The 24,404-nt window shown below is 55.6% G+C and carries 19 protein-coding genes; 8 read left to right on the top strand and 11 right to left on the bottom strand.

Annotated elements, in window-relative coordinates:
- The first annotated feature begins 4 nt into the window (after nt 1-4).
- Both glgA and glgP read left to right on the top strand, forming a co-directional pair.
- Complete coding sequence (glgA, locus tag D9980_RS21550; RefSeq protein ID WP_121608401.1) at nt 5-1,438, top strand: glycogen synthase GlgA; 1,434 nt, start codon at nt 5-7, stop codon at nt 1,436-1,438.
- Nucleotides 1,439-1,462: 24 nt separating this feature from the next.
- Nucleotides 1,463-3,910 carry a glycogen phosphorylase gene (glgP, locus tag D9980_RS21555; RefSeq protein ID WP_121608402.1) on the top strand — a complete coding sequence of 816 codons (2,448 nt, stop codon included), beginning with the start codon at nt 1,463-1,465 and terminating at the stop codon, nt 3,908-3,910.
- A 96-nt stretch (nt 3,911-4,006) separates the two neighbouring features.
- Here glgP and glpD read toward each other — a convergent pair whose 3' ends face one another.
- Nucleotides 4,007-5,515: a glycerol-3-phosphate dehydrogenase gene (gene glpD / locus D9980_RS21560; protein ID WP_121608403.1), complete on the bottom strand. Its 1,509-nt coding sequence runs from the start codon at nt 5,513-5,515 to the stop codon at nt 4,007-4,009.
- 291 nt (nt 5,516-5,806) lie between these two features.
- On the bottom strand, nt 5,807-6,691 hold the full coding sequence (locus tag D9980_RS21565; RefSeq protein ID WP_121608404.1) for a LysR substrate-binding domain-containing protein: 885 nt from the start codon (nt 6,689-6,691) through the stop codon (nt 5,807-5,809).
- A 100-nt stretch (nt 6,692-6,791) separates the two neighbouring features.
- Here D9980_RS21565 and D9980_RS21570 point away from each other — a divergent pair, with 100 nt between their 5' ends.
- Both D9980_RS21570 and D9980_RS21575 read left to right on the top strand, forming a co-directional pair.
- The gene (locus D9980_RS21570) at nt 6,792-7,100 is read left to right on the top strand and encodes a carboxymuconolactone decarboxylase family protein (protein ID WP_021807438.1); all 309 of its coding nucleotides are present in this window, start codon (nt 6,792-6,794) and stop codon (nt 7,098-7,100) included.
- Nucleotides 7,100-7,483 carry a tautomerase family protein gene (locus D9980_RS21575; protein ID WP_121608405.1) on the top strand — a complete coding sequence of 128 codons (384 nt, stop codon included), beginning with the start codon at nt 7,100-7,102 and terminating at the stop codon, nt 7,481-7,483. Before D9980_RS21570 ends, D9980_RS21575 begins: the two co-directional genes overlap by 1 nt.
- 56 nt (nt 7,484-7,539) lie before the next feature.
- On the opposite strand, the gene D9980_RS21580 is transcribed toward D9980_RS21575, so the two are convergent.
- The 5 genes from D9980_RS21580 to malT form a co-directional block, all read right to left on the bottom strand.
- Complete coding sequence (locus D9980_RS21580; protein ID WP_021181740.1) at nt 7,540-8,298, bottom strand: DeoR/GlpR family transcriptional regulator; 759 nt, start codon at nt 8,296-8,298, stop codon at nt 7,540-7,542.
- Nucleotides 8,299-8,331: 33 nt separating this feature from the next.
- A complete protein-coding gene (gene glpG / locus D9980_RS21585) occupies nt 8,332-9,168 on the bottom strand; it encodes a rhomboid family intramembrane serine protease GlpG (RefSeq protein WP_121609071.1) in 837 nt (278 codons plus the stop codon).
- A gap of 158 nt (nt 9,169-9,326) precedes the next feature.
- Nucleotides 9,327-9,653 (bottom strand): thiosulfate sulfurtransferase GlpE, encoded by a 327-nt coding sequence (gene glpE, locus D9980_RS21590; RefSeq protein ID WP_121608406.1) that lies wholly within the window; start codon nt 9,651-9,653, stop codon nt 9,327-9,329.
- A gap of 114 nt (nt 9,654-9,767) precedes the next feature.
- Nucleotides 9,768-10,730: an autotransporter outer membrane beta-barrel domain-containing protein gene (locus tag D9980_RS21595; protein ID WP_121608407.1), complete on the bottom strand. Its 963-nt coding sequence runs from the start codon at nt 10,728-10,730 to the stop codon at nt 9,768-9,770.
- Nucleotides 10,731-11,142: 412 nt separating this feature from the next.
- Nucleotides 11,143-13,857: an HTH-type transcriptional regulator MalT gene (malT, locus tag D9980_RS21600; RefSeq protein ID WP_121608408.1), complete on the bottom strand. Its 2,715-nt coding sequence runs from the start codon at nt 13,855-13,857 to the stop codon at nt 11,143-11,145.
- 592 nt (nt 13,858-14,449) lie between these two features.
- On the opposite strand from malT, the gene malP reads away from it, so the two are divergent.
- A complete protein-coding gene (gene malP, locus D9980_RS21610) occupies nt 14,450-16,855 on the top strand; it encodes a maltodextrin phosphorylase (RefSeq protein WP_121608409.1) in 2,406 nt (801 codons plus the stop codon).
- Between the two features lie 9 nt (nt 16,856-16,864).
- Nucleotides 16,865-18,946, top strand: coding sequence for a 4-alpha-glucanotransferase (gene malQ / locus D9980_RS21615; RefSeq protein WP_121608410.1), 2,082 nt, complete (start codon nt 16,865-16,867; stop codon nt 18,944-18,946).
- A gap of 72 nt (nt 18,947-19,018) precedes the next feature.
- Here malQ and nfuA read toward each other — a convergent pair whose 3' ends face one another.
- Both nfuA and gntX read right to left on the bottom strand, forming a co-directional pair.
- Nucleotides 19,019-19,594 carry a Fe-S biogenesis protein NfuA gene (nfuA, locus tag D9980_RS21620; RefSeq protein WP_021181724.1) on the bottom strand — a complete coding sequence of 192 codons (576 nt, stop codon included), beginning with the start codon at nt 19,592-19,594 and terminating at the stop codon, nt 19,019-19,021.
- Nucleotides 19,595-19,652: 58 nt separating this feature from the next.
- A complete protein-coding gene (gene gntX, locus D9980_RS21625) occupies nt 19,653-20,336 on the bottom strand; it encodes a DNA utilization protein GntX (protein ID WP_071681375.1) in 684 nt (227 codons plus the stop codon).
- Nucleotides 20,337-20,423: 87 nt separating this feature from the next.
- On the opposite strand from gntX, the gene bioH reads away from it, so the two are divergent.
- The gene (bioH, locus tag D9980_RS21630) at nt 20,424-21,194 is read left to right on the top strand and encodes a pimeloyl-ACP methyl ester esterase BioH (protein WP_121608411.1); all 771 of its coding nucleotides are present in this window, start codon (nt 20,424-20,426) and stop codon (nt 21,192-21,194) included.
- Nucleotides 21,195-21,494: 300 nt separating this feature from the next.
- A complete protein-coding gene (locus D9980_RS21635; RefSeq protein WP_021181721.1) occupies nt 21,495-21,779 on the top strand; it encodes a YdgH/BhsA/McbA-like domain containing protein in 285 nt (94 codons plus the stop codon).
- A gap of 43 nt (nt 21,780-21,822) precedes the next feature.
- On the opposite strand, the gene D9980_RS21640 is transcribed toward D9980_RS21635, so the two are convergent.
- Nucleotides 21,823-22,062, bottom strand: coding sequence for a FeoC-like transcriptional regulator (locus tag D9980_RS21640; protein WP_121608412.1), 240 nt, complete (start codon nt 22,060-22,062; stop codon nt 21,823-21,825).
- The gene (gene feoB, locus D9980_RS21645; RefSeq protein ID WP_121608413.1) at nt 22,062-24,374 is read right to left on the bottom strand and encodes a Fe(2+) transporter permease subunit FeoB; all 2,313 of its coding nucleotides are present in this window, start codon (nt 24,372-24,374) and stop codon (nt 22,062-22,064) included. The genes D9980_RS21640 and feoB overlap by 1 nt, the downstream gene beginning before the upstream one ends.
- Nucleotides 24,375-24,404 lie beyond the last annotated feature (30 nt).

The raw sequence follows: 24,404 nt of genomic DNA on the forward strand, positions 1-24,404 counted from the left end.
GATAATGCAGGTTTTACACGTATGTTCCGAGATGTTCCCACTGCTTAAAACCGGCGGGCTTGCAGACGTGGTTGGCGCATTACCGACGGCGCAGATTGCCGCAGGAGCTGATGTTCGGGTGCTATTACCGGCTTTTCCTGACGTGCGCAACGGTATCCCGGACACGGTATTGGTTGCCGAGATCGACTCTTTTGCCGGGCGCGTAGGCCTGCGTTATGGTACCTATCATGGCGTGGGCGTTTACCTGATCGATGCCCCCTGGCTGTATGACCGGCCGGGCAGCCCGTACCACGATCAGTCGATGTATGCCTACCCGGACAACCACCGCCGTTTTGCCTTGCTGGGCTGGATGGCCTGCGAGCTGGCGAAGGGGTTGGATCATTACTGGCGGCCAAAACTGGTCCATGCTCACGACTGGCATGCTGGCCTGGCCTGCGCTTATCTGGCGGCGAATGGCCACCCGGCACGCTCGATCTTCACCGTACACAATCTGGCCTATCAGGGGCTATTCTCCGCCCACCATATGGCGGAGCTGTGGTTGCCATCGTCATTCTTGAATATCTATGGCCTGGAGTTTTATGGCCAGATGTCTTTCCTGAAGGCAGGCCTGTACTACGCCGACCATATCACCGCCGTCAGCCCGACCTATGCGCGTGAAATCACCCAGCCGGAGTTTGGTTACGGGATGGAAGGGCTGCTCCAGGAGCGGCAGCGGCAAGGGCGGTTGAGCGGCATTCTCAACGGTGTTGATGACAAGATTTGGGACCCGTCACACGATGCGCGCCTGGCGGCACGCTATGACGCCAACAGCTTGAAAAACAAGGCCAAGAATAAGGTTCATCTGCAAAAAGCCATGGGGCTGCAGGTGGATGAATCGTTGCCACTGTTTGCGGTGGTCAGCCGTTTGACCAACCAGAAAGGGTTGGATCTGGTGCTGGAAGCCTTGCCAGCGTTGCTGGATCAAGGGGGGCAGTTGGTGCTGCTGGGGGCGGGGGACGCGGTATTGCAGCAGGCTTTCCTGGCCGCGGCGGCCGATTATCCGGAACAGGTCGGCGTGCAGATTGGCTACCACGATGCCTTCTCCCACCGCATTATCGGCGGAGCGGACGTGATCCTGGTGCCCAGCCGCTTTGAGCCTTGCGGGTTAACACAGCTTTATGGCCTGAAATATGGCACGTTGCCGCTGGTGCGCCGCACCGGTGGGTTGGCAGATACGGTGGTGGACTGTGCGCTGGAGAACCTGGCCGACGGCACTGCCAGCGGATTTGTGTTTGATGATTGTAATGCTGTTGCCCTGGGCAATGCCATTCGGCGTGCTCTAGTACTCTGGAGCAGGCCGAGACATTGGCATCACGTACAACGCCACGCCATGAGTCTGGATTTTGGCTGGCAAGTCGCGGCAAAGGAATATCTGTCGCTTTATCAACGCTTGTTGTAATCACGTACTTGGGATTGAATTACTATGACTTCACCGTTTAGTTACACCTCACCCACGGTCAGTGTCGAAGCGCTGAAACATTCCATCGCCTATAAACTGATGTTTATTGTCGGTAAGGATCCGGCTATCGCCACTCAGCACGACTGGCTTAATGCCGTGTTGTTTGCGGTGCGCGACAGGATGGTGGAACGTTGGTTGCGATCCAATCGCGCCCAGCTTTCACAAGATGTCCGGCAGGTGTATTACCTGTCGATGGAGTTTCTGCTTGGCCGTACGCTGTCGAATGCGCTGTTATCTATGGGGATTTACCAGGATATTGAGGACGCACTCGATGAGATGGGTCTGAACCTGAGTGAACTGCTTGAGGAAGAGAACGATCCTGGCCTGGGCAATGGCGGTCTGGGTCGATTGGCTGCCTGCTTCCTGGATTCGTTGGCCACGCTGGCGCTGCCTGGCCGGGGTTACGGTATCCGCTATGAATATGGCATGTTCAAGCAGAACATCGTCGACGGCCAACAGATGGAGTCGCCAGATTATTGGTTGGAATACGGTAATCCTTGGGAGTTCCCACGCCACAATACCCGCTATAAAGTGCGTTTTGGTGGCCGCGTTCAGCAGGAAGGGGCGAAGGCCCGCTGGGTGGAAACCGAAGAGATTATCGCCATTGCCTACGATCAGGTGATCCCGGGCTTTGATACCGATGCCACCAACACGCTGCGTTTGTGGAGCGCTCAGGCCAGTAATGAAATCAACCTGGGTAAGTTCAACCAGGGGGATTATTTTGCGGCTGTGGAAGATAAAAACCACTCCGAGAACGTCTCGCGCGTGCTCTATCCCGATGACTCCACCTATTCCGGGCGTGAACTGCGCCTGCGGCAGGAGTATTTCCTGGTTTCAGCCACTACCCAGGACATCCTCAACCGCCATTGGACGATGCACAAAACCTTCGACAATCTGGCCGACAAGATTGCCATCCACCTCAATGATACCCACCCGGTGTTGTCGATCCCTGAGCTGATGCACCTGCTGATTGATGAGCACAAATTCAGCTGGTTGGATGCCTGGGAAGTGGTGGAAAAGGTATTCTCCTATACCAACCACACCTTGATGAGCGAAGCGCTGGAAACCTGGCCGGTTGATATGCTGGGCAAGATCCTGCCGCGCCACCTGCAGTTGATCTTCGAAATCAACGACCATTTCCTCAAGCAGGTTAAGCAAGTGGTGCCGGGCGATAATCAATTGCTGGCACGGGTCTCTATCATTGATGAAACCAACGGGCGCAGGGTGCGAATGGCGTGGTTGGCCGTGGTCGCCAGCCATAAGGTGAATGGCGTCTCGGCGCTGCACTCCGAACTGATGGTACAGTCCCTGTTTGCCGATTTTGCTCGCGTATTCCCCGATCGCTTCTGCAATAAAACCAACGGGGTCACGCCGCGCCGCTGGTTGGGGTTGGCTAACCGGCCGCTGTCCAAAGTGCTGGATGACAGTATTGGCCATAACTGGCGTACCGATCTCAGCCAGCTTGGCGAAATCAAGGCGAATGCGGATTACCCAAGCTTCTTGCAGGCCGTACAGGCTGCCAAACGGCAGAACAAAGAGCGGCTGGCGGCGTATATCGCGAAAAAGCTCAACGTGGTGGTGAACCCCGACGCGTTGTTCGACGTACAGATCAAACGGATCCACGAATATAAGCGGCAACTGCTGAACGTATTGCATGTGATCACGCGTTATAACCGTCTGCTGCAGGATCCCGATGCCAAACGCGTACCGCGCGTAGTGATCTTTGCGGGTAAAGCGGCTTCTGCCTACTATGCCGCCAAACAGATCATCCGCTTGATCAACGACGTAGCGAAGTTGATCAACAACGATCCGCGAGTGCATGATGATTTGAAGGTGGTATTTATCCCTAACTACGGGGTGAGCCTGGCCCAGATGATCATTCCGGCGGCCGATCTCTCCGAGCAGATCTCGCTGGCCGGGACCGAGGCTTCGGGCACCAGTAACATGAAGTTTGCTCTCAACGGTGCCTTGACCATCGGTACGCTGGACGGGGCCAACGTCGAAATGTTGGAACACGTGGGTGAAGAGAATATCTTTATCTTTGGCAATACCGCCGATCAGGTGGAAGCGCAGCGCCGCGATGGGTATAACCCACGTCAGTATTACGAGCAGGATGAAGAGTTGCATCTGGCTTTGACGCAGATTGCTACCGGTGCGTTCAGCCCCGAGGAGCCCAAGCGTTACAGCAGCCTGTTCGATTCACTGGTCAATCTTGGCGATCACTATCAACTGTTGGCCGATTATCGCAGCTATGTGGATACGCAGGATAAGGTGGATGAGGTGTATCTCAATCAGGACGACTGGACCAAACGCGCGATACTCAATATCGCCAACATGGGTTACTTCTCTTCCGACCGCACGATCCAGGAGTACGCGGACGAGATTTGGAATATCAAACCGATAAAGCTGTAATAGCCAAGGGCCGGATCACCGGCCCTTGAATTTAACTTGTTGCGTCCCGTATGCCGTAGGGGCGCTGCATGCTGCGCCCGTCTACTCACACCTCAATCAAGACGCTAACGACAGCGCCTTTGGTTTGGCATTTTCTGCCAGCCAGGTTTTCACCCGCGCCTGCTGTTCTTCGCTGAGCCACATCCCCAGTTTGGTACGGCGCCACAGGGCATCATCCAGCTCGACAACCCACTCTTTCTCTACCAGATAACGCAGTTCAGCTTCGTACAGGTCATGGCCGAAGTCTTCACCCAAATCGCTCAGGCTATTGGCATTGGCCAGGATAATTTCGCTGTGGCTGCCATAGGTGCGAGCGTAACGGCGAGCCAGAGACTCCGTCATCCAGCCGTGCTGACGGCGCAGTTTAGCGGCATAGCTATCGCGATCGCCGTCAATATCGCCCCCTGGCAGGGAACCGTTTTTGGTCCACGCCGGGCCACAGCCAGGATAGTAGTGAGCCAACTTCTCCATCGCATGCTCGGCCAGTTTGCGGTAAGTGGTGAGTTTGCCACCAAACACGGAAAGCAGTGGGGCTTTGCCCTGCTCGTCATGCACATCCAGCGTATAGTCGCGAGTTACGGCCTGCGGTGAGTCAGATTCGTCATCACACAGTGGGCGTACGCCAGAGTAGGTCCAGACGATATCGTCACGGCCCAGCTGTTTTTTGAAGTGATCGTTATACACCTTCAACAGATAGTTGATTTCGTTATCGTCGATCTTCACGTCTTTCGGATCGCCGTGGTATTCCACGTCGGTGGTGCCGATGATGGAGAACTCGTCCAGCCACGGAATGACGAACACGATACGGTGGTCTTCGTTCTGCAAGATATAAGACTGTGGCTGGTTATGTGCCCGAGGTACCACGATATGGCTGCCTTTGATCAGGCGGATACCGTAAGGAGACTTGAGCTTCAGGCCATCGTCGAAGAAATGTTTTACCCATGGGCCGGTGGCGTTTACCAGGCCTTTGGCGCGCCAGGTAAAGGTTTTGCCGCTGTCGACGTCGATGGCTTCCACCATCCACAGGCCATTTTCGCGCCAGGCGCGGGTCACTTTGGTGCGGGTGCGCACTTCGCCACCGCGTTCGGCCACGGCTTGGGCGTTCAGCACGACCAGGCGCGCATCGTCTACCCAACAGTCAGAATATTCGAAACCGCGCTTTAAGTCCGGCTTCAGGACGGAGTCTGGTCCAAAGCGCATACCCTTACTGCCTGGCAGGCTGGTGCGTTTGCCCAAATGATCGTACAGGAACAGGCCGATGCGGATCATCCAGGCCGGGCGCAGATGGGGCTGGTGCGGCAGGCGGAAACGCATTGGGAAGGCGATGTGCGGTGCCAGTTTCAGCAGCACTTCACGTTCGGCCAGCGCTTCGCTGACCAGACGAAACTCGTAGTGTTCCAGGTAGCGCAGGCCACCGTGGATCAGTTTTGAACTGGCGGAAGACGTAGCACAGGCCAAGTCTTGCGCTTCCAGCAGCAGTACGGACAGCCCACGCCCGGCTGCATCGGCTGCGATGCCGGCTCCGTTGATACCACCACCGATAACGATCAAGTCTTTGGTTTCCACGTTAACTTCCTCCTGGTGTTCGAAATAGCTCTTTTATGTTCGTTTTCGCTCATTATTGTAATCGGAAACCAACAAGCAAGCCAAGAGTTAACCAAACAAAAACATTCTTGCGTGATAGAGATAACAGTTTGGTGATAGTAGGTATACAAATTGAAGGGATATTTGATGCAGCTTTCGCTTAGCCACATCCGCCGCAAACCCATGCCCATTGCGGGCGTGGATATAAGGAGGTTTTTGATTTTGGTGACGAAGCGACTGGGGTGGATAAGAGGATGAACATAAGTATGGGTATCATTTCAATCCTGACAACGCTTCCTCCATTAACTGGCCAAGCATGGTCCGCGCAGTGAGATTCTCACCGTCGGCCTTGGTCTGCTCAAGTGTGATCCCCAGATTTCCGAGTGTTGGCAGAAGGTTGCCCGCTATGTGCAGATCTCCTGGCATGCCAAGGCGTGTGCGCACGGTCAGGCCAAACCCGGCCTTAACCGCAGCCCAGATACCGCTCAGACTGTGGCTGACAAACATTACCCGCCAGGGGATCCCTGCATCATCCAGGCTGGCAGTAGCACGCGAGCGCATCAGGCACGGGCTTTCAAACATCACCAGTGGTAGCGGTTCACCTTTTGCCAGCAGACCAGAAAGATCCAGGTCCGGATGGTAAATCCACTCTAGCTGGCGTTCGCCTAACCGTCGGCCTTCGCGTATCTGTGCATCTGGCTGCCACATGAGTGCCATATCGACCGTTTTATCGTCTAATGCGGTTTGCAGCGCACGTTGACGGTCAACCCTGGCGATGATCTTCAGCTCTGGATGATGGCGCCTGAACTGGCCGAGGATCCCTGGCATCAGCGATTCACCAAAATCCTCCTGCATACCAATGCTTATCTCCCCCTTTAACAATTCTCCTTTCAGAGCACGCTGTGTTTCATCGTTTAGCTCCAGCATGCGCCGCGCATAACCCATCAGCATTTCACCCTGAGGGGTCAGTTCCAGATGACGGCCCTTTTTCATCACCAATGTCGAATTGCACTGCATTTCCAGCTTTTTCAGCTGGGCGCTGACGGCGGAAGTGGAGCGGGACAGGCGTGTTGCCGCTAGTGCAAAGCTGCCACATTCAATGCCGGTAACAAAGCTGCGGAGTGCATCCAGATCCAGCGCGGGTAAAAGCTTCTTCATTATCATCCTTATATTCAGGATGGTTGGTCCTGATTAATTCGATTATCAGGATGTGACTATCGCGCCAGAATGGGCTGACTGTCAATACGGAGAGAATGCCATGACCCAATCCACCGACCGAGACATGCTTGCCCGACTGGCCCCCAAACTGGCTGAATTGAGCAAGGAGGTTCTTTTTGATGATATATGGCAGCGCGGTGAGCTCTCCCCGCGTGATCGCAGCCTGATAACATTGTCTGCTCTGGCAGCGCTAGGGCGGGTGCAACAACTACCGTGGCACCTCGATTTTGCTCGGAAAAATGGTCTGAGCCACCAGGAGATTATTGAAGCGTTCACCCATTTGGCTTTTTATGCAGGCTGGCCGGCCGCAGTATCTGCAATCGGTTGTATTGATGAGGAGAGTATCTGATGCCCTTCAGCCGAATTACACTTCGCCAAGGCTACAGTGAGACACAACTTCAGAAAATTTCTGACATTCTGCACCAGAGCCTGACGGAGGAGTTTGACGTTCCGCCAGACGACCGTTTTCAGGTCATAGACACGCTACCTGCCAGCCAGCGCATTTTTGACCGGCATTATCAGAGTGGTGAACGCAGCGACAACTTTATCCTGTTTCAGATCATCGCGGGAAAGCCGCGTACCGTCGGGCAGAAACAGAGTTTTTACCGTGTGCTGAGTGAGCGCCTGAACAGGGGGCTGAATATTCATCCCGATGATGTCATGGTGATTATTCAGTTCAACAACGCCGCTGACTGGAGCTTCAGCAATGGCCGCATGTATTGCCCTGGGTGATGAGCTAATCTGTGGCACGTTAGGCCCCCTCTCCATTTGGTGAGGGGGCGGGGCGATCAGCAGAGTTCCAACTGTACGTCGTACTGCTCGATAATCTTCATCACGCTAGGCGGTGGAGCCTGATCGGTAAACAGATAGTCGATCAGGTTCATGTTACCCAGGTTCACCATCGCGTTACGGCCAAATTTGGAATGGTCGGTAACCAACATCACGCAGCGGGAGTTTTCGATAATCGCGCGTTTGGTTCGCACTTCGTGATAGTCGAATTCGAGCAACGAACCATCCATATCGATGCCGCTGATGCCAAGAATGCCGAAATCAAGGCGGAACTGGGAGATAAAGTCCAGCGTGGCTTCGCCCATAATGCCGCCATCGCGGGTACGGACTTCGCCACCGGCCAGGATCAGGCGGAAATCCTCCTTGGCGGTGAGCAGGGTGGCCACGTTCAGGTTGTTGGTCACGACCCGCAGATTTTTATGGCCCATCAAGGCGTGGGCTACCGCTTCCGGCGTGGTACCAATATCGATAAACAGCGTGGCACCGTCCGGTATCTGGCTGGCTACACGTTGGGCGATGCGGGCTTTCTCTTCCGACCACATCACCTTACGATCGTGATAAGCGGTGTTCACCGAACTGGAAGGTAACGCAGCCCCACCGTGATGACGCTGTATTTTGTTCTGATCGGCCAGGTCATTCAAATCACGGCGAATGGTCTGCGGGCTGACGGCAAAGTGCTCCACCAGCTCTTCCGTACTGACATATCCCTGTAGGCGCACTAATTCGATAATTGCGTCATGACGCTGTGTTTGCTTCACGATATTCCCCTAATACACCGATGTGCCTGGTTGTTATTGTTCGTTGTGCGCGCGATGCCGCGTATCCCAGAATGCCATTAATAACCCTATCACTAAACCGGCAACGTGTGCCGCATTGGCGATCGACATTCCTAAAATATCGAAATAACCGGCCACCAGCCAGAGCGCGGAAAAGACCATTAAGCCCCTTGGCAGGTTCAAACCGCGTTCCGGTGCGCGTTCTCCGCTCAGCCAGACGTAGCCCATCAGCGCGTAAACTACCCCGGAAAGCCCGCCGAACAGCGCACCGCTGAACAACGACTGCGCCCAGCCGCTGAAAAAGGCCGACACTACGGCGATCACAAACAGCTTGCCGGTGCCGAGGAGTTTTTCCAGCGGACCACCAAGATACCACCACCACATCAGGTTAAAGGTAATGTGCAGCAGCGAGAAGTGCAGAAACGCATGGCTGACCCAGCGCCACAGCTGGCCATATTGCGAGCTGTTTTGAGGCCAGGAGAGCCAGAACATGACGGTATCATCGCCCAGCACCTGCATCAGGATATAGACCAGAATACACAGGCTCATCACCGTCAGCGTCAGTGGCCCGGCCTTGCTGCGGATGATTTGCAGGTAAGAAAACTGTTGATACTGTAGACCGGCGTCGGTGCTGCCTGCCTGCCAACTGGCGGCCTGATAGCGGCGGTTGAGCGGATCGAGCAGGAACTGTTGCAGTTCGTGTTGCACCTGCTCCAGATGGGCCTCATCCGCCAGCCAGATTTCGGCTGCATCGCCCGTGGCGCGGACTTCAAGTACAACCCCCTGCGTTGCCATGTAATCGACAAAGGCCTGCGCCAGGCGAGGGTTGGATACGGCGATCACTCGAACCATAGGTTTTCCGTCTAAGTAGATGACTTTGGCCACGGGCAAAACCGCCGATGGCATTGGCGGCTGATTATACCGTTGAAATCCTGAGCGCAGGGAAGGGATCTGACAAAAACAGTGCAGAATTCAGCAATTGGCCGCCCAGAAAGGCGGCCTAATGGGGATCAAGCGGAGGTCTCAACGTCCTGTGGGAACTGGCGGACCCAGGCCTCAAAGCCGCCATCAATACTGTAAACCGCGTCAAACCCCTGATGCAGCAGATACTGCGCGGCGCTGCGGCTGCTGTTACCGTGATAGCACATGACCATCACTGGGCGATCGAACTCGTTCTGCTGCATAAAGGCGGACAGGGTGGCGTTGGTCAGATGAAAAGCGCCTGGCGTATGCCCAGCTTCAAAGCTTTGTGGATCGCGGATATCAACCAGTGCGGCGCTACCGTCTTTCAGGCGTTGGTGTGCCTGCACAACGTCGATCGTTTCAAACTGTTCCATAACTGCAAAATACCGGGTAATGGGATAATGTCTTTATTGTATCCAATTTCTGCAGGTATTAGACCAGAGCAACGGCAGGGTCTTTACCCCCGCCGTCTTGCAGCCGTAGCATTATTACCAGCGATAGCTCACACCCAAGGTGCCGCCGTAATCCTGGTAGCTGTTGGCTCCCATGGTGATCCCGCCTTCAAACCACAGCTGCATGTTGTAAGTACTAGGCGAATGCAGGCCTAATTTGACCTCAAACAGATCATCCAGCGAATTGGATTCTACCCGCGTATCATTAAAATTGACCGTGTTCTTGCCACTATTATGCCACCAGTTGGTGGCGAGATAGGCGGTAGTATAATCGTCTTGATCGCTGTACCAGCGAATACCGACGCGTGAAGTAAAGTTTGGCGCATCGGCCTGATGAATATAGACGCCTGCCGGATCCTGATAATTATCGGCATCAAAGCGGTTATAAATAATCTGCAGCTGTGGCTCGATAATCAACTCGAGTGCTGAAAAAGGCTGCAAGGCATAGCCGGTTTCCAGCGAGGCGCTAAAGCCGGTGCTGTCATAATTCTGCTTGCCTTGGGCATAGGTCACGCTGTTGTTAAACCAGGCATATTGCAGCCAGGAATCCACATACGCCCCAGAATGCTTTTTCTTATCCTGATACCAGGTGCTGTAAGCGCCGATAGAATAGCCGTCGACTTTACCTTCGGATGAGAGGGTGGCGTGGTTAGCGCTGCTCTTGGCGTGGCCGTAGCCGGTCATCAGGCCTGCCGTCCACTCTTCTTTGTTGTTATCCAAGGCCAACAAATCGCCGCCAAGCATAAAGACCTGACGATCCATATCGACGGGCAAGCCGTTATCGCCCGCGCTCAGATCCTTGCTGTGATAACCCGAAACTCGCATCCAGAATTGACTGTCCCCTGGCGCGGTCTTTCTTTGGTGCAGGGTATGAGAAAATAACGTTGATGCGGCAACCTGATTCCCCAGATAAACCCCGGCGTCGGGCCGAGAACTATAATCGATGAGGGTTTCCGTGCTCGCCATGGCCGGAGAGGTGGCAAGATAAATCCCTGCCACAATAAGTGTTTTCCTGTTTATTGCCACAATCCCAACTCCCTATGGAAATTTGCCGCAATAGTACCCAGATGAAACGATAATGTCATGAGAAAACCGGCGGGCTTTAGATTAACCGCTGGTGATATCGCTCTACCTATTTATTTGGTGGATATATCAGGCTCTATATATTATCTAAACTATAGGTTACTTAATAAAAGGAGGATTAATGCTCATCTTGGGAAATCACCCAGAATGACAAAAATAGAGAGCAAGGCAGTGGAGTAAAGATGAAACCAGCTGTGTACAGTCACCCCTTACGGATTTAGGGTCGAACGCAGTTGTCAAATGTGGCACGTTCGGTCCCCTCTCCCTGTGGGAGAGGGTTAGGGTGAGGGGCGCTACACCGGGCTTAACCTACTGATCTGCTTTTAAACTATGCGCCATAACCCATCATTTTCAGCAACTGCTGCGCCTGCTGCACCGCTTCCTGCCGATGTGCGACCCCCAGTTTCTGGTACAGATTACGGATATGGGTTTTGATGGTGGTGGCCGCCACGGCCAGTTCCCCGGCGATCTGATCGTTGCTGTAACCGGAGTAAATCAGGCCCAGCACCTGCCATTCACGCTGTGTCAGCGGGCTGGTGCGGATCAGCTCCGGCACTTGTGGGTGAGTTAGCAGCTTATCAACGAAGTTCTCGTCAAAATGGGCGAACTTGTGCCGGTAATGCTGGTTGATATCGCGCAGAATGCGCTGGGCGCGATGCTGTTCCATCTCCGGCAGCGTGTTGAGCTGGATCAGTTGACGCAGCTGCTGCGCCATAGCCTCTCCCTCGATCACAAAGTGGCTGATAAACCCGGTGCGATTAGCCAGCGAGAGCGATTCTATCAGCGCGCGCTGGGCATCCACTTTACGGTCCATCTGCCAGTAGAGGTGGTTACTGAGCAGCAGATTACGGTTGAGATCGCTCACCAACCGCAGGCGGCGGGCATTTTCGTTCAGCTCGTCCAACACCACTTCGGCTTCTTCGTACTGCCCAAGCAGGATCTGCACGCGGGCGATATTACGCCATTGCCCCTGCATAAAGTGGTTGTTGGCCATCCCCGGTTTTTCGGTATGGCGCAGCCAATTGGCCGCTGCGGTGGTATCCCCGGTCATCTGCCAGTGGATCACCCTTGGTTTATCGGCATTGGTCAGCCAGTCTCGGTGATACTGCGAGCCATGCAGCAGGACTTCGCTGCGCAGCAGGTGAGCATTGGCATTATCCAGATCGCCACGCGCCAGCGAGCATTTCGCCAACATCGCTAGGCATTGCAACTGTTGCTGCGGCTGGTAGTTAGCCAACACCTTCAGCCCTTCACGTGCCGCTTCTTCGGCTTCGTCCAACCGTGACCACGACCACAGTACCTGCGAGCGAATGCGCAGCAGGAATTCATGCATCGGTAACTGCTCCAGATGCTGTTCACGCACCAGTTCGAAGGCCTTATCCTGCGTTTCATAGGCGGCTTGCAGGAACCCTTGCGCGATCAGAATTTCGCTCTGCTGCAACAGCGCCCACAGCGCATAGTGATAAGCCTGATGGCGGCGAGCCATCTGTTCGGTTTGCTGCATCATGGGCAACGCGCGTGCCAGTTCCCCCTTGCAGTGGTGAACCTCACCGGTGACCGAGGTGGCCACGATGCGGCTGTAATAGCTGGATAGCGGCAGGAATTTCAGCGCCTCGGTGGCCAGCCGTTCGGCCTCTTCCGGTTTACCGGCGTTGATTGCCACCTGAGCACGCAGCGCGTCAAATTCAGCATGCAGAGTCTGGTCAATGACGATCTTTTGCTGGAGCATGGCCTGTTCGGCGCGTTCCAGCTGGGTATTCACTTCGCTGTAACGATGCTGGCTTTGTGCCAGCCAGGCTTGCAGCAGGGCCAGTTTCGGGCTCTGGATCAGCCGTTCGTACGGCAGGGCATTCAGACACTCTTCCAGCAAGGCCAGTTCGCTGTGATGGAACAACGACCAGGCATGTTGCAACAGGATATCGCGTAACATGCTGACATCGCTGGCTGCCAACGCATGGTGAATGGCTTCCGCCGGGTACCCGAGCGCCAGCCAACCTTCCGCCGCCGCATGGTGCAGGCCTGGCAGTTCCAGCGCCAATTCCCACTGACAACGCTGGCGCAGGAACGAGGCAAACAGCGGATGGAAACAGAACCATTCGCCGGTGTCGTCCATACGGTGAATAAACAGGCCCTGGCGCTCAAGCTCTTCCAGGCGCTGCTGGCCGTTGTCTTCTCCGGTCAGGCGAACGATCAACGCGTCGTTCATCGAACGCAGTACCGAGCAGCGCAACAGGAACGCGCGGGCATCGGCATCGACGCGATCCAGCACCTCATCCACCAGATAATCGGACAGGTGGCTGGCGTTCAGCCCGGCCAGACGTTTGGCAGATTGCTGAGCGGAAGAGGTGGATTGACGGGCGGAGAGCGCGATTAGCTGCAAGGCGGTTGCCCAGCCCTCCACTTCGTCACACAGACGGCTGCTGTCATTGTGCTCCAGCGGGGAGGTAAGGCGGCAGTCAAAGAACTGTTTCGCCTCCTGATGATTAAAAGCCAACTGGCGCGTGCTCAGCTCTAACAGCTGATCGCGTACGCGAAGATTGGCAATCCCCAGGGGAGGCAGGGTGCGGGAAAGGATCAGCAGCGTCAGGTTTTCTGGCTGGTGGCGCAGGAAGAAACGCATCGCTTCATGGATCTGGTCATTGGTGATCAGGTGGTAATCGTCGATCACCAGGTACAGCGGCTGGTGCCAGTCAGACAGCTCGATAAACAGCTGGGCAAACAGCGCCGAAAGGTTGGCGTATTGGTGCTTCTGGCTTAATGCCTCGCTTTTCACGCAGTGGCCAGTGGTGGCCTGTTGCAGCGCGGCGATCAGATAGCTGGCGAAGCGCTCCGGCTGGTTGTCGCTCTCGTCCAGGGAGTACCACCCCAGATCCGATTTGCCCGCAGCCCATTGTGCCACCAGCGTGGTCTTACCGTAGCCTGCCGGGCAATTGACCAATGTCAGGCGATAGTTCGCCGCACCGGCCAGCTTCGCCAGCAGACGATCGCGTACCACGGTATTTTGCAGCCGTACCGGACGGCTCAGTTTTGATGGGATCAGCATAATATTCCAGGTGTAAAGTGCGGTTCCCGCCGCCGAAGGACTGCCCGAAGGATTTATTTCACCGTGTTCCTGTCTCGGGACCGGGTTGAGTTAATTATTTTGTAGCTCGTAATTAATCCCCCTCTTTAACTTCGAACATCGTCAACGGTAATGCAACAAGCTTGCGCTTTGGCTTGAAGTTAAATTGCTATTGATCACACTTTTTTATGTTTGCCCCCGGTTCCGCTCTAACTGCGCTTTACATCGCGCCTGATTACCCTCAGAAATTACCCTGTTTCTCGGCTGTGAGTGGACAAGTACAAAACTTCATCAGCTATCATAACTGTGCTAACGTCCTGAGGTTTGCCGTCGATTTTATGCTCACCGGTGATATCGATGGGCTTTCTTACCGCACGCAAGGGGGCTTAAAAAGTGCCTGAGATCACAGTTTCAGCTACGCCCCAATCCTCCTCCCCAGCTAACCCCCAGGCGGGATGATGCCATTGCGGGTTCTCCCCGGCACGATAGTGAAAAAATTGGCCCATTTACTACCCAATGGAACTCAAGTTGCCGCTTGAAAGACGACGGGTACACCGGATAGAGAGTTTTACCTATGTCACAGCCTATGCTCAAAAAGGACGTTTTTCTGGCTGCACTGACTCGTCAGTGGCAGCGTTTTGGCCTCAGCTCCGCACAGCAGATGACTCAGCATCAATGGTGGGAGGCCGTAAGTGCCGCTCTCGCCGAACAGCTGGCCGCGCAGCCTGCGCCGCGTAAAAGCAGCAAGTCGTTGCGCCATGTAAACTACATCTCGATGGAATTCCTGATTGGCCGCCTGACGGCCAACAACCTGATCAACCTTGGCTGGTATGACACCGTTGAGGCGGCGTTGGCAGAGCAGGACGTCAAGCTGGCCGATCTGTTGGAGCAGGAAACCGATCCGGCGTTGGGTAACGGTGGTCTGGGGCGTTTAGCCGCTTGCTTCCTGGACTCGATGGCTACGGTGGAGCAACCGGCTACCGGCTATGGGCTGAACTATCAATACGGGCTGTTCCGTCAGTCGTTCAAAGAGGGCCATCAGCAAGAGGCACCGGATAACTGGCAGCGCGAGAGCTACCCGTGGTTCCGCCATAATGCTGCGTTGGCGGTGGATGTCGGGATTGGTGGCAAGATCGAGAAACTGGCCGATGGCCGCGAGCTGTGGCACCCGGAGTTTACCCTGCGTGGGGAAGCTTGGGATCTGCCGGTGCTGGGCTTCCGTAACGGGGTCACCCAGCCGCTGCGCCTGTGGCAGGCAACGCATACTCATCCATTCGATCTGGGGGATTTCAACGACGGCAAATTCCTGCAGGCGGAAAAGCAGGGCGTAGAAGCCGCCAAGCTGACCAAGGTGCTCTATCCGAATGACAACCATCAGGATGGCAAACGCCTGCGCCTGATGCAGCAGTATTTCCAGTGTGCCTGCTCAGTGGCCGATATTCTGCGTAAACACCATCTGGCCGGGCGCAAGATTGAAGAGTTGCCGAAGTACGAAGTGATCCAACTCAACGATACCCACCCAACCATCGCCATTCCAGAGCTACTGCGTATTCTGCTCGATGAGCACCAACTGGATTGGGATGCGGCCTGGGCGATCACCAGCAAGACCTTTGCCTATACCAACCACACCCTGATGCCGGAAGCCCTGGAGTGCTGGGATGAGAAACTGGTCCGCAGCCTGCTGCCGCGCCACTTCTCCATCATCAAGCAGATCAATGCCAACTTTAAGCGGTTGGTAGACCAACACTGGCCGGGCGATGAGGCGGTGTGGGCCAAGCTGGCAGTACACCACAACAAGCAGGTACGCATGGCCAACCTGTGCGTGGTCAGCGGCTTTGCGGTGAACGGTGTGGCCCAGCTGCACTCGGATCTGGTAGTAAAAGATCTGTTCCCGGAATATCACCAGCTGTGGCCGAACAAATTCCACAACGTTACCAACGGCATTACGCCGCGCCGCTGGCTCAAGCAGTGTAACCCGGCATTGTCGGGCCTGATCGATACCACCCTGAAAGTGGAGTGGGCCAACGATCTTGATGCGCTGAAGGGGCTGGAAAAATACGCTGAAGATGCCGCATTCCGCGAGAAGTATCAGCAGATCAAGCGTGATAACAAGGTGATCCTGGCCAACTACGTGCACAGCGTAATGGGGCTGACGCTCAATCCAGACGCAATCTTCGACGTGCAGATCAAACGCCTGCACGAGTACAAGCGCCAGCACCTGAACCTGCTGCACATTCTTTCTCTGTATCGCCAACTGCGGGATAACCCGAACCTGGACATCGTGCCACGCGTATTCCTGTTTGGTGCCAAAGCCGCGCCGGGCTACTACCTGGCGAAGAACATCATCTATGCGATCAACCAGGCCGCAGAGAAGATCAATAACGATCCGATCGTCAAAGATCGTCTGAAAGTGGCCTTCATCCCTGATTACCGCGTTTCTGTCGCTGAATTGATGATCCCGGCAGCGGACATTTCCGAGCAGATCTCCACCGCCGGTAAAGAAGCGTCGGGCACCGGGAATATGAAGCTGGCGCTGAACGGCGCACTGACCGTTGGCACGCTGGACGGAGCCAACGTCGAGATCGCCGAGCAGGTCGGCGAGGACAACATCTTTATTTTCGGCAACACCGTGGAGCAGGTTAAAGCGCTGTTGGCCAAGGGTTATGATCCGCTGAGCTATCGCAAGAAAGACAAGCACCTGAAGGCAATCCTGGACGAACTGGCCAGCGGCGCATTCAGTCACGGTGACAAGCACGCATTCGATATGATGCTGCACAGCCTGTTGGAAGGTGGCGATCCGTATCTGGTGCTGGCGGACTTTGCTTCCTACTGCGAAGCTCAACGGCAGGTAGACAAACTGTATCGTGACCGCGACGAATGGACGCGCCGCACTATCCTTAACACCGCGCGCGTAGGCATGTTCAGCTCTGATCGTTCGATCCGTGACTATCAGCAACGCATTTGGCAAGCCAAGCGTTAAGGAGTGCGAATGAGTAAAGGTATCGATCAGGTAGCAGCCCAGGCTGGGATTGCTGCCGATTACATCAATGCCCACGGCCAACGGCAGGCAATTTCGCCAGAAACCAAACGCAAGCTATTGGCGGCGATGAACCCCGCGTCGTTGCAGCCGTCAACGGCTCCCTTGCCGCAGGTTAAAGTCTTTTATCAAGGCAACCCGGTGGCGCTGCCGCTGGGGGGAGAAGGCGAGTTTCAGTGGGTATTGTTGCGCGAGGATGGTAGCCAGCAAGAAGGCCGTGCCAGTGCGCATAAAACCCTGACCCTGCCGGGCAAGTTACCGCTGGGTTATCACCAGCTCACTTTGTCACAGGGGGAGCAGCAATGGGCCTGCCGGCTGATTGTTGCCCCCAAGCGTTGCTACGAGCCGGATGCCTTGTTGACCGGCAAGAAGCTGTGGGGAGCCTGCGTACAGCTCTACACGCTGCGTTCCGAGCGTAACTGGGGGATTGGCGACTTTGGCGATCTGCGGGCGATGGTCGGTGAGGTGGGGGAACGCGGCGGCGCCTTTATCGGGCTCAACCCGATCCACGCGCTGTATCCGGCCAGCCCGGAAAGCGCCAGCCCTTATAGCCCGTCTTCGCGCCGCTGGTTGAACGTGGTGTATATCGACGTCAACGTGGTGGAGGATTTCCAGCTCAGCCAGGCCGCGCAAAAATGGTGGCAGAAGGCCGCGACGCAGAAGCTGTTGGCCAAAGCGCGTAGTAGTGAGCTGGTGGACTACAGCACGGTAACGCAGTTGAAGCTGGCGGCGTTGAAGCTGGCTTTCCCGCATTTCCAGGCCCGCAAGCCGCAGGATGCGCTGAAGCAGGAATTTGAACGCTTCGTCGGCGAAGGGGGCAGCAGCCTGTATCAGCAGGCAACGTTCGACGCGTTACATGCTCATCTCAGTGCTAAAGACAGCACTATGTGGGGATGGCCAGCCTGGCCGGAGGAGTATCAGCAGGGCAATAGCCCGGCAGTGGAAACCTTCTGTAAGCAGCATGAGGATGAGGTTACCTTCTACCTGTGGCTGCAATGGTTGGCGGCCAGCCAGTTTGCCGAGTGCTTCGGCCAAAGCCAGCAGTGCCAGATGCCGATTGGCCTGTACCGCGATCTGGCGGTCGGGGTGGCAGAGGGCGGGGCGGAAACCTGGTGTGAACGCGAGCTGTATTGCATGCAAGCCTCGGTGGGTGCTCCGCCGGATATTCTCGGGCCGCTGGGGCAAAACTGGGGCCTGCCGCCGATGGATCCGCATGTGATGGTGGCACGTGGGTATCAACCGTTCATCGATTTGCTGCGGGCCAATATGACCAGCTGTGGCGCCTTGCGTATCGATCACGTGATGGCGATGCTGCGTTTATGGTGGATCCCTTATGGTGAAACGGCCGATCACGGCGCCTATGTGAAATACCCGGTTGACGATCTGTTGGCGCTGTTGGCCTTGGAAAGTCAGCGCCATCGTTGCATGGTGATTGGGGAAGATTTAGGGACCGTGCCGGTGGAGATCGTCGGCAAACTGCGTGATAGCGGCGTCTATTCCTACAAGGTACTGTATTTCGAGCACGATGCGGAGAAGCAGTTCCGTGCGCCGCAGTCTTATCCGGTGCAGGCAATGGCGACCATTACCACCCACGATCTGCCAACGCTGCGTGGCTATTGGCAAAGCGGCGATCTGACGCTCGGCAAGCAACTGGGGTTATACCCGGATGCGGAAGTGCTCAAAGAGCTGTTTGCCGATCGTGAACGGGCCAAGCAGGGGTTACTGGACGGGCTGCATCGCTACGGCTGCGTACCGCAAAAGGTCGGCAAGAAAGCCTCGTTGTTGAACATGAGCCCGTTGCTGAACCGGGGTCTGCAACGCTATGTGGCTGACAGCGCCAGCGCGTTGCTGGGCCTGCAACCGGAAGACTGGCTGGATATGGCAGAACCGGTCAATATTCCCGGCACCAGCGATCAGTACCCGAACTGGCGGCGCAAGCTGAGCCAGACCTTGGAAGCGATGTTTGACGATGTTGAGGTCAACCGTTTATTGAAGGATTTGGATAAGCGACGCAGAAAGGTTTCGGTAAGCTAAATGCATCGGGGCGGTTTACCGACCCCGATGGAGATAGGCAGGGCGCAAAACGGAACTGCGCCCTGATAGTTATCAGTAGTAGGAGTGTTCGCCGCGCTGGTGCTCGGTGAGATCGCGCACGCCTTTCAGTTCCGGGAACTTTTGCAGCAGCTCTTTCTCGATCCCTTCCTTCAGCGTGACGTCGACCATTGAACAACCGTTGCAACCGCCGCCGAACTGCAGGATGGCCAGCGCGTCGTCGGTGATTTCCATCAGCGTCACACGGCCACCATGGCCAGCCAGCTGCGGGTTGATCTGCGATTGCAGCACGTATTCTACGCGCTCCATCAGTGGCGCATTGTCGTCCACTTTGCGCATTTTGGCGTTCGGCGCTTTCAGCGTCAGCTGTGAGCCGAGCTGATCGGTGACGAAGTCGATTTCAGCGTCGTCCAGATAAGGCGCGCTCAGCTCATCGACGTAAGCGGACAGCTTTTCGAACTTGAGTTCGGTATCTGTCGCTTCCACCGCGTCTGGCGGGCAATAAGAGACACCGCATTCGGCCGTCGGCGTACCCGGATTGATCACGAATACGCGGATTTGGGTGCCTTCTTCTTGGCTTGCCAACAGCTTGGCAAAGTGTTCCTGTGCAGCATCTGTTATACGGATCATAGCATTAGCTCAATAGTTGACTTCTATAGTAGGTTATAATACGCCCATTGCCGTGGTACTACAACGTGCGGCAAACGCACCAAATCTGCAACGATGCGACGCCTTGCTTCTGTAATAGTGTAGCGATTTCTGCCATGGTGCTGCCAGTGGTAACCACATCATCCAGCAATGCCACATGCTTCCCTGCCAGGTTCTCATCACAACGGAAAGCACCACGCAGATTACGCCGCCGTAGGCGCGCTATCAATTGCTGTTGTGGCGCGGTTGCCCTGATACGGCGTAATGCCGCAGGGCGATATTCGCAGCCCAACCAGCGGGCCAGTGGCAGGGCCAACAGCTCGCTTTGGTTATAGCCACGTCGCCAGCAGCGTTTATCCTGCAAGGGTACCGCTAAAATCACCTCCGGTCTGTTCAGATGTTGCTCTCGGTGCGCCTGCAACCAGTGCAGCAGGATCAAACGAGCCAGAGTGGGAGCCAGTGCGGGTGTCTGCTGGAATTTGAAATTTTTCACCAGGGTGCTGATGGGCGGGCGATAATCCGAAACAAATACCAAGGCTTGCCAAGGGGGCGCCTTTTGCAGACATCGTCCGCAAGGCTGATGGGGATCGCCACTGGGCAAACCGCAAACTGGGCAGCAACAAGGTTTGGCGGGCAACGTACGCAGGCAGTAGCTGCAGATGCCCTGTTGCATCAGCCGTAATGGTTGCCGGCATAGCCAACAGCGGCTGTGGATTGGTAGCATAGTCACCTCCCCCTTTTTAATATTCTATGAATTTCGAGTCGTGCAAAACGCTACCGCTTGGAAGGCGACGAGTAAGGACAATAACTGATGACAGAGCTGTATTGGCAAACCTTAGGTGAAGGCGATCGCGATCTTGTGCTGCTGCACGGATGGGGATTGAATGCCGAGGTCTGGGGTTGCACGTTGGAGCGATTGGCTCCGCATTTTCGCCTACACCTGGTGGACTTGCCTGGCTATGGCCGCAGCCAGGGCTATGGTGCCGTTTCGTTAAGGGAGATGGCCGAGATACTGCTGGCCGCCGCACCCAAGCAGGCTTATTGGCTGGGATGGTCCCTTGGTGGGCTGGTAGCCGGGCAGATCGCCCTTATGCAGCCTGAGCGGGTAACCGGGCTGATCACCGTGGCTTCTTCGCCCTGCTTTACGGCACACGATCCGTGGCCGGGGATCCGCCCGGAGGTGCTCAGTGGCTTCCAGCAGCAGCTCAGCCATGATTTCCAGCGCACCGTGGAGCGCTTCCTGGCGTTGCAAACGCTGGGCACGGAAAGCGCTCGCCAGGATGCGCGCCAGTTGAAAACCGTGGTGCTCAACCAGCCGATGCCGTGCGTTGAGGTGCTTAACGGCGGCCTGGAGATGCTACGCACAGTAGATCAACGCCAATCCATGGCGACACTGACGATGCCGGTACTGCGTATTTATGGTTACCTCGACGGGCTGGTGCCGCGCAAAGTGGCTAGCCTGCTGGACGAATTGTGGCCGAACTCCACCTCGGAGGTGATCGCCAAAGCGGCCCATGCGCCGTTTATCTCTCACCCCGAAGCATTCGCTAACATTATTAATCAATTTGTTGCAACCGAGTAATGGCGCGGTCTTGCGGCGATATCTCATTGATTACAGATTATAAAAGCACAAAACGGCGGTAAATTTTTAACCAATAAGTGGATAAAAACTAAACCTGTTCGATACTTGAAGGGGTAAATGCGTGGCTACAAGGTGAATGTGGGCTTATCAATCTTCACCTTGGCGATTTGTTTCTGGGCAGAGGGAGCTTCGTCAGGGAAAGCAACGAAGCTGTTAGACGTCGCAGTAGCCAAGCTCGATGACGCATTTGTTGTTAGTCGCTTTCATAAAAATCCAATTTATCCATTGAGAGGTATTGTCATGAAATCATTGAAGATGATCGTTGCGGCGTTGATTGTAGGTTCAGTGTCTTTCGGTTCGATGGCTGCAACCTTGCTAACTAAGGACGAGCTGGATAAGAACCCAGGCAAGTATGAGAAAATTGGCACCGTGTCTTCAACTGCACAGGCCACCGATCCGATGGACTTGAAAGATGAATTGTCCAAACTGGCCGATGAGAAAGGGGGCCAATATTATGTCGTGCTGGCTGCCCGTGAGCATGGCAAGTTCAGCGCCGTAGCTGACGTGTATAAAGACAAGCAATAATCTTCAAGTGCGGGGGCGCAGGCAAACTATTGCGCCCCTGTATTCACTCCTTCAAACGATAGATCACCGTTTGACAAGCCAGCCCTTCCGGACAACTTTTGCAACTGCCACTCAGGCATTCACTGCTATCGAGCTCAATACGTTCAACTTTCCCCATCGCGGTCAAACGCTGCAGCATTGCCTCTACCAATGGCAAGGGTGTTGCCATTTGCTGGCTCAGCTGTTGTGCCTGAGCGCTGCCTCGTAGGGCAAGCGCATCACGGATTTGCAGCAGGCTGGCCATTAGTGGCAGTCACCCGAACTTTGACAACAGGACGCCGAGGCGGCGCTACGCAAGCGGATCGTTACGCGGCTCCGTGCCTTGCGCAAGCCCAATAGCACCAGTGCATTGAACAGCAGCACGATCAGGATCGCCGTCGCGCTGTATTGCGGATGTTGGCTGAAGGTCGCGAACTGATAGAACAGCGTTGCCAGCGAATAGGCCACGTTCAGCCCCCACAGGATGGAGAAGGTCATCCAACCACGGCTGGACTCACGTGCAATGGCTCCCATCACCGAGACGCAGGGAACGTACAGCAACACGAAAATCAGATAGCTGTAGGCAGAGATTGAAGTGCCAAATTTGCTACTCATGACACCCATTGAGCCCACGCCCATCTCACCATCGCCCTTGCTGGCTTCGATAGGGTTGGAGAGTACGCTCAGGCTGAAGGTGTTCTTCAGGCCCTGCCAGGTTTCATTGACGGCGGCACCGAGTTCATCAAGCAGATTGAAGTTGGCGGCATCGAAGTGCTCATTGGTGATGTTCTCTGCGGTGTACAGCGTGTTGAGCGTTCCAACTACCACTTCTTTGGCCATCGCCCCTGTCACCAGCCCGACGGTCGCCTGCCAGTTATCACTGTGTACGCCCATGGGTTGCAACAGCGGAGTCAGCACCTTGGAGACTGAGGCCAGCGCTGAATCATTGATGCTGTCTACCGGCTGGCCGCTGAACGAGAAGCTGTTCAAGCCGCCAATAAAGATGCTGGCAATGACGATCACTTTCCCAGCGCGTAACACGAAGCCCTTCAGGCGTTGCCAGGTTTGCAGCAGCAGGCTTTTCAGATGCGGCACGTGATAAACCGGCAGCTCCATCACAAACGGCGATGCTTCGCCGCGCATGATGGTGTATTTCAGCACCAGACCGGTGAGGATCGCCACCACGATGCCAAGCATATACAGTGAGAACACCACGCCCGCGCCATCCTTGCCGAAGAAGGCCGCGGCGAATACGGCAAAAATTGCCAAACGTGCACCGCAAGACATAAAAGGGGCCATCATGATGGTGATCAGGCGTTCGCGTGGGGCATCTAAGGTGCGTGCGCCCATAATGGATGGCACGTTACAGCCAAAGCCGACGATCAGCGGCACAAAGGATTTACCCGGCAACCCGAGCGCCTGCATCAGGCGGTCCATGACAAATGCCGCACGAGCCATATAGCCGGAGTCTTCCAGGAATGACAGGAACAGATACATCATGCCGATCTGGGGAACCAGCGGCAGCACGGTATTGATACCGCCGCCCACGCCCTGCGCCAGGAAGACGGTCAGCCACTGCGGGAAATGCAGGGTATAACCGACCCACTGGATGCCCTGAATAAAGATGGCCGCCGAACCGAGATCGAAGATTGGTTGCAGTGCGCCGCCGATGTTGATCGCCAATACGAACATGATGTACATCACCAGCAGGAAGATTGGCACCCCCAGCCAGCGGTTGAGGATCACCCGATCCAGTACCTCCGTCAGGCGGTTTGGCAACGCCAGCTTGGCGTTGCTGACCGCATCGCAGATAGTGGCGATCGACTGGTAGCGGGCATCGGCAATCACCAGCGCGGGATCTTCCTGCTGCTGCTGTTGCAGCGCTAACCTGGAATGTGCCAGTAGCTCGGTGGCTTTCCCGGCCAACTGATGGCTGTAGATGTCGCCCTCCAGCATTTGCAGGGCCAGCCAGCGCCGCTGTTCGGTGGGCAATTGTTGAGGCATGGCCTCGGTCAGCGTAGTGATTTCGTCTAGCAGCAGCGGCGGATAGGCCACCAGCGCTTTTAACTGATTGAAGCGATGATTATCGATGGTCTGTTTCAGCAGGCCAATGCCGTCGGCCTTGGTAGAAACCATGGATACCACCGGACAGCCAAGGCGCTCGGCCAGGGCGGCGACATCGATCTCAATATTCTGACTCTTGGCAATATCCTGCATGTTCAAGGCCACGATGCACGGAATACCCAGCTCCAGCAGTTGCAGCGTCAGGTAGAGGTTGCGTTCCAGGTTGGAGGCATCGACCACGTTGATCAGCATATCCGCATCGCCGCTCAGGATATAGTGACAGGCGATCTGCTCATCCAGCGAGGTTTGTTCGGAGATGGTGGTGAGTGAGTAAGTGCCTGGTAAATCCACCAGCGTGACCTGTGACTGCGGCGTCGTAAACTGGCCTTCTTTACGCTCAACCGTCACCCCAGCCCAGTTACCGACCCGCTGGCGCGACCCGGTGAGCTGGTTGAACAGCGTCGTCTTGCCCGAGTTCGGGTTACCGATTAAGCCAATAGTGATTTTTTTCATAAACCAACGTGATATCAGTAAATTAAGTAT

Source organism: Serratia sp. 3ACOL1 (assembly GCF_003668775.1).
In the GTDB taxonomy this organism is placed as follows: domain Bacteria; phylum Pseudomonadota; class Gammaproteobacteria; order Enterobacterales; family Enterobacteriaceae; genus Chania; species Chania fonticola.